Genomic DNA, 11,683 nt, shown 5'->3' with positions numbered 1-11,683 from the left:
ACCATGTGGCCGGTCGCATCGTAGAGCACGAGTCCTTGCGACATGTTGTTCAAGGCCGTGTCGAGCCGCTGCCGCTCCGCCTCGATCCGCTGCTGAGCCCCGAGGTCCTGTTGCCGGATCTGACGAATGATCAGATAGAGGATGAGCGCGATCACCGAGGCCGTCAGCGTCGCGACCGTAATCATGAAACCGGTCTGGGCGCGCCAGTCGGCCAGCGCGGCCGACATGGTGTTGGTCGCGACGATCACGAGCGGGAAATGCGTCAGCGAGGCCGCCGACCCGAGCCGCTCCTCGCCATCGAGCGGACTCCTGACGCGAAGCGTATGCTGCCCGCCTTCGGTCAGCACCCTCCGCATCAACGGCGCATCCTTGAAGCTTTTGCCGACCAGTTCCTCGACATGCGGATAGCGGGCCAGCATCTTGCCTTCGCGATCGAACAGCGAGATGGCGGCGCCTTCCGCAAGCGCGACGGAGGCGAAATAGCGCTGATAGCTGTCGGGATCGATCCGGCGCACCAGAATGCCGAGGAATTCGCCGTCCGGCCCGCTCAGCTTGCGCGCGACCACGGTGGTCCATTTGCCGATGATGAAGCTGCGGACGGATTCCAGCAGCACCGGCTCGGCGCGCGGGTCGGTCTTGAAGGTCTGGTAGTAGGCGCGGGTGGAGACGTTGATCTTGGGCAGCGGCTGCAGCCGCGACCAGTTGATCAGATCGCCATTCGCATCGTAGATCGCGATGTCGCCGAGATAGGAGACCGCGCTGATCCGAGCGTGCAGCATTCGGTTCGCCTCGGGTCCGGACATCCGCTCGCGGAACATGTCGGGCGAGGTGATTTCCGGCAGGTTCATCGCGCCGATCAGGTCGGCGGCGACGACGTCGGAATCCTCGAACTGCTGGTCGAAATGGCGGGTGAGGAGCTGGACGGTGTTTTCGAGCTCGCGCTCGCGGTTGACCAGCGTGCGCTCACGGAATTCGCCGACAGCCATGGTGGTGCCGACGAAGATGCCGGCAACGAGCAACACGCCGCTGAGCGTCAGCCACAGCACAGGCCCGGCCCGCACCATGGCTTCCCAGCCATTGCGTGCGACCGAAGACAGTCGGCCCGTGATCGCTAGGTTAGCCCGGCGCATGTCCCCTCCCAAGCGTCCATCCTTACACCTCACAAATGGCGTAAAGCTTAGGAAAGCCGGTTACTTCAGGCTTAATCATTGCGCGCAAGAAACGCGCGATGGTTCGCGACGTGGAACCAGGTCGCGTCACTCTGGGGTTGTGCAGTGCACGCGCCCGCTTATGGTTAACGCGGACTTAATGCGCGGCGTCGGATGTCTTGCCGGCGCGTCCACTGCGCAGCCGTCCGACGACGCCGGTCGGGAAGAAATAGACGCTGGCGATGAACAGGAGCCCGAGCCACAGCAGCCAGCGGTCGGGATGCAGCAGCCCCGGCAGCAGCGGCAGTCCGGCTTCGCCCGCCGCCTTGGAGGCGACGCCCATCAGCGACTGCAAATAGTTTTGCGCCAGGATGAAGATCGCAGCGCCGATGATCGCGCCGTAGATCGTGCCCATGCCGCCGATCACGACCATCAAGAGGATGTCCAGCATGATGGAGAAGCTGAGCGAGGTGTCGGGCCCGGCATAGCGCAGCCACAGCGCGTTGAGGATGCCGGCAGACGCCGCGACCAGTGCCGCGAGGCAGTTGGCGTAGGTCAAATGAAACACCGTGCGGAAGCCGAGCGCTTCGGCGCGAAACCGATTCTCGCGGATTGCCTGCAGCACGCGGCCGAACGGCGAGTTCACGACGCGCAGCAGCGCCAGGATCATCAGCGTCGATGCCACGAAGACGAGATAGAAGGTGAGCGTGCGGCCGTTGAACTCGAATCCGATCAGGCTCTTCGGGATCAGCACCGTGCCGGGTCGCAGCAGGTCCGGCAACTGAAAGCTGCGGCCGTCCTCGCCGCCGGTCAGCCAGGACATCTGCGAGGCCAGTACCTGGAAGGCGGAGGCCACCGCTAACGTGATCATGGCAAAGAAGATCGCGGCGACCCGCAGCGAGAACAGCCCGATCGCGAGCGCGAGCAGTGCGGCCAGCGGCAGGCCGATGACGATACCGGTCGCGACCGCGCCCCAGTTCGGACCCATCGTGTAGAGCGCAATCGCGATCGCGTAGCTGCCGATGCCGTAGAACATGGTGTGGGCGAACGACACCGTGCCGGTATAGCCGAGCAGAAGGTCGTAGGAGGCAACCAGTGCGGCAAAGATGCAGATCTTTGCCGCGACGTTCATCGCCTTGGCGCCGGGGAAGATGAAGGGCGTCGCCGCCAGCGCCAGGATGATGACGAGGAGAACGATGGTCAGCACGCGGCTGCGCGGCGGGTCGCCGGAGAGGAGCATCATCGGCTGGTCACCGCATAGAGGCCGCGCGGCCGCCACATCAGAATGGCGACCATCAGCAGGATGTTGGAGACGAGCGCGAGCTTTGGCACCAGGAAGCCGCCGTAATTGGCGACCATGGCCACCAAAATCGCGCCGATGAAGCAGCCGCCGATCGACCCGAGGCCACCGATGATGACGACGATGAAGATCAGGACGGTGAGGTCGTCGCTCATGGAGGCGTGGACCTGCTCGCGATAGAGCGCCCACATCACGCCGCCGAGGCCGGCGAGCGCCGAGCCCGTCATGAACACGCCGAGGAACAGGCGGCGGATGCGATAGCCGAGCGCTTCCACCATCTCGCGGTTCTCGACGCCGGCGCGGATCAAAAGCCCGATCTTGCTGCGGTTGAGCACGAGCTGGATCGCGATGAAGACGGCGAGGCCGACCAGCATCGCAAGCACGCGGTACTTTGCGATGGCGACGTCGCCCAGGATGAAGGAGCCGCGCAGCGACGCGGGCAGCGGCAGCGGGATGATCGCCGGCCCCCAGATCGCATACATCGTCTGCTCCGCGACAATGAGGCCGCCGGTCGTCATCAGGATCTGCTTCAGATGCTGGCCGTAGACCGGCAGGATCAGCACGCGCTCGACGACGAGACCGAGCGCGCCCGAGACCGCCATCGCCAGCAGGATTGCCGGCACCAGCACGGCGAGATTGGCGAGGAGCGAGTCCGCCTGCATCGCGGCCGCGAACGGCAGCAGGATCAATGTCCCGATATAGGCGCCGACCGCGATGAAGGCGCCGTGGCCGAAATTGAGCACGTCCATCAGGCCGAACACCAGCGTCAGGCCGGAGGCCATGATGAAGATCATCATGCCCATCGCGAGGCTCGCGACCGTCAGCGTCACCCAGGAGGAGGTCGAGCCGACCAGCGGGATCATGGCGAGCGCGAGCGCGATCGGCAGCAGGATCGGCGCGAGATCGCGCTTCGGCTTCGGCAGCGGATCGTTTGCGGCAAGCTCGGTCACTGATGCGCCTCCAGGCTCAGGCCCAACAATCGCTCCTGCAGCGGCACGTCGGCGGCCAGCGCCGCCATTTCGCCGCGATGCACGATCGTGCCGTTGTCCATGACCAGCACATGATCGCCGAGCTCGCGGGCGGCAAAGAAATTCTGCTCGACCAGCAGGATCGTCGCGCCCTTGCGCTTGATCTCCTTCAGGCACTCGATCAGCGCCATGACGATGGCGGGCGCGAGCCCCTTGGTCGGTTCGTCGATCAGCAAAAGCTTGCGCGGCTCGACGATCGCGCGGGCGATCGACAACATCTGCTTCTGCCCGCCGGAGAGGCTGCCGGCGCGCGACAGCCAGAAGCGGCGCAGCGCCGGGAAGAAGCCAAAGATCCAGTCGAGCTGCTTGTCATCAAGCGGACCGTCGCGCGCCGCCAGCACCAGGTTTTCCTTCACGGTGAGGTCGGAGAACACGGCCATGCTTTCGGGCACATAGCCGACGCCGAGCCGCGCGATGTCGGGCGTGGTGCGGGCCTCGATGCGCTCGCCCGCGAGCGTGATCTCGCCGGAGGAGGCCTGCCACAGGCCCATGATGGTGCGCAGCGACGTGGTTTTGCCGGCGCCATTGCGGCCGAGCAGCATGGTCGTCTGTCCCTGCGGCACGACGAGATCGATGCCCTGGAGAATGTGATAGCGCCCGATATGGGTGTGGACGCCGCTGAGCTTGAGCAGGTCTGTCATGCGGCACTCTTCGGTGCTACGCCCAAGTAAGCTTCCTGCACGATCGGCGAGGCGATCACTTCGGCAGGCGGGCCATCGGCGACGAGCTGCCCGTTATGCAGCACGATGATGCGGTCGGCGAGCGAGCGCACCACGTCCATCTTGTGCTCGACCAGCAAAATAATCTTGCTCTTGTCCTGCTTGAGCTGCGCAATGAGATTGAGCACGACCGGCACCTCGTCGATGCTCATGCCGGCGGTCGGCTCGTCGAACATGAAGACCTTTGGCTCCAGCGCGATCATCAGCGCAACCTCGAGCTTGCGCTGATCGCCATGGGAGAGCGCGGTCGCGGCGACGCCGCGCCGGCTGCCGAGCGCGACCTGGTCGAGGATCGCATCGGCGCGCGCGATCAGGTCACGCCGCACCATCCAGGGCCGCAGCATGTCGTAATGCGTACCGTTTGCGGCCTGCACCGCGAGGCGGACGTTCTCTTCGACCGTGAGATTGGGAAACAAATTGGTGAGCTGGAACGCGCGGCCAAGGCCGGCGCGGGTGCGCATCGGCGCCGAGTGCTGGGTGATGTCGGTGCCGTCGAACAGGATGTGGCCTGCGGAGGCGCGCAACTGGCCCGAGATCAGGTTGAAATAGGTGGTCTTGCCGGCGCCGTTCGGCCCGACGATGGCGGTGAGCTCGCCCGGACGGAAGCTGCAACTGACGTTGTTGACCGCCACATGGCCGCCGAAGCGAATGGTCAGGTCGCGCGTCTCTAACGTCAGGGCCATCAGGATAACTCGGGGATCAATAACGAAGGAGATCCTCTCCCCGCTATGCGGGGAGAGGAGAAGCAAGTTCAGCGCTTGTTGCGGATCGGAACGTTCATGTCCTCGATCTTCAGCTCGCGCACCGGCTCCAGCACCGCCCACGCGATGGCTGGATCGACCTTGACCTTGAAGTGATACATGCTCTGCAGCGCCTGATGGTCCTCTTTGCGGAACACCATCTTGCCCTTGGGCGTGTCGAACTCCATGCCTTCCATCGCAGTGATCAGCTTTTCGGTGTCGGTCGACTTCGCCTTGGTGACGGCGGTGACGACGGACATCGCGGCGGCAAAACCGCCCGCGGTGAAGAAGTCCGGCGGCGAGTTGAAGCGCTTCTGGTGCTCGGCGACCAGCCAGTCGTTCACCGGGTTCTTCGGGATGTCATAGTAGTAATAGGTCGCGCCTTCCATGCCCGGCATGATCTTGTAGCCTGCGAGCGCCGGAAGAATGTTACCGCCGGTCGAGAGCTCGATGCCGTAGCGCTTCGGGTCCATGTCCTGCAGCTTTGCGGGCGGATTGCCGGCGCCGGCCCAGATGATCCAGATGATCTTGCGGCCCGGCTTGTCCTTCAGCGCGTCGAACAGGCGCTGGCCCACCGCGGTGAAGTCGGTGGTGCTGGTCGGCACATATTCTTCCGCGGCGAGCGTCGCGCCGGTCTTGGCGAGCGCCTCCTTGAAGGCGGCGACGCCGTCGCGGCCGAAGGCGTAATCCTGCGCCAGCGTGGCGACGGTGACGCCCTGCTTGCCGATCGCGACTGCGTTCGAGATCGCGTCCTGCGAGGAGTTGCGGCCGGTGCGGAAGATGTAGCGATTCCACTTCTCGCCGGTAATCTGGTCTGCGACCGCCGGCTCGACGATCAGGATCTTCTTGTTCTCTTCGGCGACGGGCAGGATCGCGAGCGCCGCGGCCGACGACGTCGTGCCAACAGCGATGTCGACCTTGTCGTCCTGATAGGCTTCCGCGAGCGCCGCCTTCGACAAATCGGGCTTGCCCTGGTCGTCCTTGGTGACGATGACGATCTTGCGGCCGTCCAGCGTCATCGTGCCTTTGGTGGCGTATTCAAAGCCCATCTGCAGGCCCGTCTCGGTCTGCTTGGCATAGGCTTCGAGCGGACCGGTCTTGCCGTAGATCAGTCCGATCTTGAGATCGTCGGCCTGTGCGGAGGCACCAGCGGCGAGGCCGAGGATGGCTGCTGTTAGGATGAGTGATCGGCGCACGATGGTTCCTCCTGATTCAAATTCGTTGGGTAAGAGCGATTTGCACAACACTGCGAACATTGCAATTGCACCTTCCGTCTGACGTTGCGGCTGTCATATCTGCTTCATTTTTAGGCCTGCCGCGCGCTGCGCGGCGCGGTGCCGTCGTCTGCGGCAGCGATCGCGTCGATCTGCCGCCAGTCGGATTGCGCCTCTTCCGCGCTTTCGAAGATATGCGGCGCTACGCCGCGCTTCTCGAGCGCTTCGCCGAGCTTGATGCGCAGGAAACCCGAGGTCGTGTAGCGCGACACGCCTGAATAGAAGCGGTCGACCAGGCTCCGCACCATCGCCGAATAGTCGTCGAGCAGTTCCGGCAGGATCGAAAAATGATCGTAGTTGACGATGGCGTACACCCGCCGCCCCAGCGGGGCGAGTTTCGCCTCGACGATCCTGGCGATAGTGTCGATATCGGCCTTGCTGCGCAGCGGATAGCGCTCGAGATTGACGAAGAACAGGTTCTGCTGCTCGTCCAGCGTGAAGCGCTGGTCGAGCGGGATGGTCAACAGGCTCTCGCGCAGGTCCATCAGGCCGTCGCGGAAGATGCGCGCATCCATCACCAGAGGATCGCGCGGGATCAGCGGCTTGAAATCCATCAGACGCAGGATGTCGCGGTCGATGTCGATGCCGGGCGCGACCTCGACGAGTTCCAGTCCGCCTGACCGTAGCGCGAAGACGCAGCGCTCGGTGACATAGAGCACGCTCTGGCCGCGCGCGGAGGCCACGCTACCACTAAACGTGACGTGCTCAACCGCATCGACGAATTTTCGCGCATCGGCCTCTTCGAGGATTTGCAGCTTGCCGCCGTCGAGCCCGATGCGCAGCCTACCTGCGCCAAAGGTGCCGACGAACACGACCTTCTTGGCATTCTGGCTGATGTTGATGAAGCCGCCGGCTCCTGCGAGCTTTGGGCCGAACTTGCTGACATTGAGATTGCCGCTGCGGTCGACCTGCGCGAGCCCGAGGAACGCGACATCCAGCCCGCCGCCGTCGTAGAAATCGAACTGATAGGGCTGGTCGATCACCGCCTGCGTATTGATGGCAGCACCGAAGTCGATGCCGCTCGCCGGAATGCCGCCGATCACGCCGGGCTCGGCCGTCAGCGTGATCAAATCGATGATCCGCTCCTCGTTGGCGACGGATGCGATGCCTTCGGGCATGCCGATGCCGAGATTGACGACGCTGTTGGCCTTCAGCTCGAACGCCGCGCGGCGCGCGATGATCTTGCGCTCGCTCATGGGCATCGCAGGCAGTGACGTCGCGCGCACGCGGATCTCGCCGGAATAAGCGGCGTTATATTGCGTGCCAAAAGTCTGCCAATGGTTCTCGGGCTTGGCCACCACGACGCAATCGACGAGCACGCCGGGGATCTTGACCTGGCGCGGATTGAGGCTGCCGCTTTCGGCGACGCGCTCCACCTGGGCGATGACGATTCCGCCGGAATTATGCGCGGCCATGGCGATCGCCAGAGCCTCCAGCGTCAGCGCCTCCTTCTCCATGGTGAGGTTGCCGTCGGGATCGGCCGTGGTGGCGCGGATGATGCCGACGTTGATCGGAAACGTCTTGTAGAGCAGGCAGTCTTCGCCGCCGATCTTGATCAGCTCGACGATGTCCTCGGTGGTGCGCGCGTTCAGCTTGCCGCCGCCAAGGCGCGGGTCGACGAAGGTGCCCATGCCGACGCGGGTGACGTGGCCGGGCCGGTGCGCGGCGATGTCGCGGAACAGATGCGTGATGACGCCCTGCGGCAGGTTATAGGCCTCGATCTGGTTGCCGATGGCGAGCTGCTGCAGCTTGGGCGCCAGGCCCCAATGCCCGCCGATCACGCGCTTCACCAGGCCTTCATGCGCGAAATGGTTGAGGCCGCGATCCTTGCCGTCGCCCTGGCCGGCGGCATAGACCAGCGTCAAATTGCGCGGCTTGCCCTGGGTGTAGGGCGCATCGCCCTGATTGGCGAGATAGAGCCCCTCCAGCGCCAGTGCGATCTCCTCGGCGAAGCCGATGCCGACGAAGCCGCCGGTCGCGACCGTGTCGCCGTCGCGGATCAGCATGACCGCGTCCGACGCAGTGACCACCTTGCCCTTCTCCGAATTGGGCAGGCTGGCCAAGGCAGGATGCTGGCTCACGGCGTTTCCTCCCGTGTCTGGTGTCGACCGCATGTCCTGTTTTTTCTTGCTTGCCCTGTTTGTATCGCCCGGAGCGGCCCGCGACTAGGCCGCTCCGGCGTGGTGGGAATGGGATCAGCCCGTCAGGGCTGAACTATCTTGCGTGTTTCGGTGGCGAAATAGACCGAGACGATGGTGATCAGCGCGAGTGCGATCATGTAGACCGAGATCGGCCAGGTCGCCGGCGCATAGGCCGTCATCAAGCCGGTCGCGATCAACGGCGACAGCGCACCGGCGAAGATCGAGGCGAGGTTGTAGCCGAGCGACACGCCGCTATAGCGCACCTTTGTGCCGAACAGTTCCGACAGGAAGCTCGCCTGCGGGCCGTACATCGCGGCGTGTCCGACCGCGAGGCCGAGCACGATCGCGATCCAGGCCGATTGCGGGTTCTTGGTCGCCAGCAGCATGAACAGCGGGAACGACATCAGCGCCGAGAACACCGCGCCGAAGATATAGACCGGCCGCCGCCCGACCTTGTCTGACAGTGCCCCGAACGCAGGGATGGTAAAGGTCTCGATCGCGGCCGCGATCAGGACGCCGTTCAGCATGTCCTGCCTGTTCATGCCGAGCGATTGCGTGGCATAGGCGAGCACGAAAGTGGCGTAGATGTAGAAGAAGCCGTTCTCGGCGAAGCGCGCGCCCATCGCGAGCAGGATGTTCTTCGGATACATCCGGATCGCTTCCAGGATCGGCATCTTCACCTCCTGCTTGCTGTCCTTGACCTTCTGGAACTCCGGCGATTCCGCGATGGTGAAGCGGATCCACAAGCCGACCAGCACCAGCGCGATCGAGAACAGGAACGGGATGCGCCAGCCCCAGGCGTAGAGTTGTGCGTCGGTCAGGAATGCGGACACGACCGAAAACACCAGCGTTCCCAGCACGAGGCCGAGCGGCGCGCCGAGTTGCGGCCAGCTTCCGTAAAAGCCCTTCTTGTCCTCAGGCGCGTGCTCGACCGCCATCAGCACGGCGCCGCCCCATTCGCCGCCGAGGCCAAAGCCCTGGATGAGACGGCAGGTGACGAGCAGCACCGCGGCCCAGATGCCCGCGGTCTCATAGGTTGGCAGGAAACCGATCGCCGCCGTCGCCACGCCCATGATCAGCAGCGTCAGATACAGCATGGTCTTGCGGCCGATCTTGTCGCCGTAGTGACCGAACACCAGCCCGCCGAGCGGGCGCGCGATGAAGCCGAGCGCGTAGGTCGCGAACGCCAGCAACGTACCCATCATGGGGTCGAAGGTCGGAAAGAACAGCTTGTTGAAGATCAGCGCCGCCGCGGTGCCGTAGAGGAAGAAGTCGTACCATTCGATGGCCGTGCCGATCAGGCTCGCGGTGGCGACGGTGACATGCGACGGCTGTCGTGCGCCGAGCTGATTGACTGTGATCGCTCCACTCATCTTGCGTTCTCCCTGTTTGTTGAACGCGCACTTGCAGTGTGCGTCTTTGTGCAGAGCAAAAAGCAAGGCCCGCGCCAGTTGCGAAGCGTATAGGCAAAATGGCGAAGAATCCGGCAGTTAGCGCTAGTGAAGCGGGAAAAGCGCGCAATGCACCGTGTCAGGAGTCTGAGACTCCGGACAACTCCATGTCTCGAAACTCAGACGAGGAAATTGTCGTAGCCCGGATGGAGCGTAGCGCAATCCGGGGCAAATGCGCACCCGAACGCGCGACCGGTCCCGGATCGCACTGCGCTCCATCCGGGCTACGGTTTCAAACGGAGGCGGGTCCGGTCGCGAGGCCGAACTTGGCGAGTTTCTTGTAGAAAGTCGCGCGCGAGATGCGCAGCATTTTTGCCGCTTCCGAGATCTGGCCGTTGCTGGCGGCGAGCGCCTGCTCCAGCGTGTGCTTCTCGAACTCGGCTTCCGCTTCCGCATAGGGCACGACGGCGCCGAATGACCGCGCGAGCGGAGCGACCTTCGTTTCTGCTCCGACCGGAAGGATGCGCGCAAAATCGTCGCCCGTCAGCCGGCCGGAATCGCTCAGGATCAGCGCGCGCTCCAGGATATTGCGGAGCTCGCGGACATTGCCCGGCCAGTCGTAACGGGCAAGTGCTGCCAGCGCGCTCGGCGTGATCTTGGCGCCGACATAGTCGCCGGTCGCGCTGATGTCGTCGAGCAGCCGTGCGCAGATGTCCGGGAGATCGTCGAGGCAGTCGCGGAGGGGCGGCAGGGCGATCGACAGCACGTTGAGTCGGTAATAGAGATCGGCACGGAAGGCGCCGTCGCTGACGCGCTTGTGCAGGTCGACATTGGTTGCGGCGATCACGCGCACATCGACCTTCGAGACCTTGTCCGAGCCCAGCGGCTCGATCTCGCGTTCCTGCAGCACGCGCAGCAGTTTTGCCTGGAGCTGCAGCGGCATCTCGCCGATCTCGTCGAGGAACAGCGTGCCGCCGTCGGCAACGCGGAATTTTCCTTCGCGGCCCTTGCGGTCGGCACCGGTATAGGCGCCGGGCGCAGTGCCGAAGAATTCCGACTCGATCAGCGTGTCGGGAACGGCGGCGACGTTGACGCTGACGAACGGCTTTTCGGCGCGGGACGAGGCGTTGTGGATCGCCTGCGCCAGCATTTCCTTGCCGGTGCCGGTCTCGCCGGTCAGCAACACGGTGACGCTCTGCCGCGCCGCGCGCGCGGCAAGCTCCTTGGCCTGCGTGATGCCGGATGTCTTGCCGACATAGTCGGCGAAGGTGAAGCGCGCGGAGCGGGCGTTGGACAATTGCCGCCGTGCCAGCCGCAGGTCGCTTTCGAGTTGCGCGACGCGGGCGAGCAGCGGCTTGAGGCCTTCGAGGCGGTCATAGAGCACGAAGCCGATGGCGCCGATGATGTTGCCGCGCTCGTCCTCGATCGGCATCCGCGTGACCACGAGCTGCTCGCCGCCAAGTTCCATGATGTCGAGGATGATCGGCTCGCCGGTCTCGGCCACCCGTCGCATCAGGCTGTTGGGAATGACTTCCTCGATCGGACGGCCCAGCGCTTCGGACTCGTGCGAAAGCCCCATCGCGGTGACGTATTTCTCGTTGACATAGACCACCCGCCCGCTGCGATCGATAGCGATGGCGCCCTCGCACAGGTGCTCCAGCCGCTCGAACAGCGTCTCCATGGCACGCGCGCGGATATAGGCGGAATCGCTGACGACGGAGGTGGAGGCAGACATGGCGTACCTCTGGGGAAGCCCACCTGTGTATTACCAAAAGGCCAGCGGTTTCAAAGTGGGAATCGGTGGGAAGCAACCCACGTCGTCCTGGACAAGCGCAGCGAAGCGGAGCGCAGATCCAGGACCCATTACCCCAGGGACGAGTTGTGCGAAGACTCGTGGTTACCAACCTCGCGCCACAACCACCCACCGGGGTAATGGGTCCTG

At 64.2% G+C, this 11,683-nt stretch carries 9 protein-coding genes; all 9 read right to left on the bottom strand.

All coding sequences use genetic code 11. From position 1 onward, the window contains the following. A partial coding sequence (locus tag C2U70_RS02020; RefSeq protein ID WP_283810327.1) for a cache domain-containing protein occupies positions 1-1,130 on the bottom strand: 1,130 nt, incomplete at its 3' end. 175 nt (positions 1,131-1,305) lie between these two features. Continuing rightward, entirely contained in the window at positions 1,306-2,391 is a 1,086-nt protein-coding gene (locus C2U70_RS02015) for a branched-chain amino acid ABC transporter permease (RefSeq protein ID WP_186294012.1), read from the bottom strand. Further along, entirely contained in the window at positions 2,388-3,398 is a 1,011-nt protein-coding gene (locus C2U70_RS02010; RefSeq protein WP_140976190.1) for a branched-chain amino acid ABC transporter permease, read from the bottom strand. Before C2U70_RS02010 ends, C2U70_RS02015 begins: the two co-directional genes overlap by 4 nt. Then, on the bottom strand, positions 3,395-4,117 hold the full coding sequence (locus tag C2U70_RS02005) for an ABC transporter ATP-binding protein (protein ID WP_140976189.1): 723 nt from the start codon (positions 4,115-4,117) through the stop codon (positions 3,395-3,397). The genes C2U70_RS02010 and C2U70_RS02005 overlap by 4 nt, the downstream gene beginning before the upstream one ends. After that, a complete protein-coding gene (locus C2U70_RS02000; RefSeq protein WP_140976188.1) occupies positions 4,114-4,878 on the bottom strand; it encodes an ABC transporter ATP-binding protein in 765 nt (254 codons plus the stop codon). Before C2U70_RS02000 ends, C2U70_RS02005 begins: the two co-directional genes overlap by 4 nt. A gap of 68 nt (positions 4,879-4,946) precedes the next feature. Beyond that, positions 4,947-6,131, bottom strand: coding sequence for a substrate-binding domain-containing protein (locus C2U70_RS01995; RefSeq protein WP_186294011.1), 1,185 nt, complete (start codon positions 6,129-6,131; stop codon positions 4,947-4,949). A 110-nt stretch (positions 6,132-6,241) separates the two neighbouring features. Beyond that, entirely contained in the window at positions 6,242-8,290 is a 2,049-nt protein-coding gene (locus tag C2U70_RS01990; protein ID WP_140976186.1) for an acyl CoA:acetate/3-ketoacid CoA transferase, read from the bottom strand. A gap of 122 nt (positions 8,291-8,412) precedes the next feature. After that, complete coding sequence (locus C2U70_RS01985) at positions 8,413-9,723, bottom strand: MFS transporter (protein ID WP_140976185.1); 1,311 nt, start codon at positions 9,721-9,723, stop codon at positions 8,413-8,415. A gap of 310 nt (positions 9,724-10,033) precedes the next feature. Next, a complete protein-coding gene (locus C2U70_RS01980; RefSeq protein ID WP_140976184.1) occupies positions 10,034-11,476 on the bottom strand; it encodes a sigma-54 interaction domain-containing protein in 1,443 nt (480 codons plus the stop codon). Between the last annotated feature and the right edge of the window lie 207 nt (positions 11,477-11,683).

This window comes from Bradyrhizobium guangdongense (genome assembly GCF_006483445.1).
Taxonomy (GTDB): domain Bacteria; phylum Pseudomonadota; class Alphaproteobacteria; order Rhizobiales; family Xanthobacteraceae; genus Bradyrhizobium; species Bradyrhizobium guangdongense_A.
This window is presented reverse-complemented; position numbering and strand designations above follow the sequence as displayed.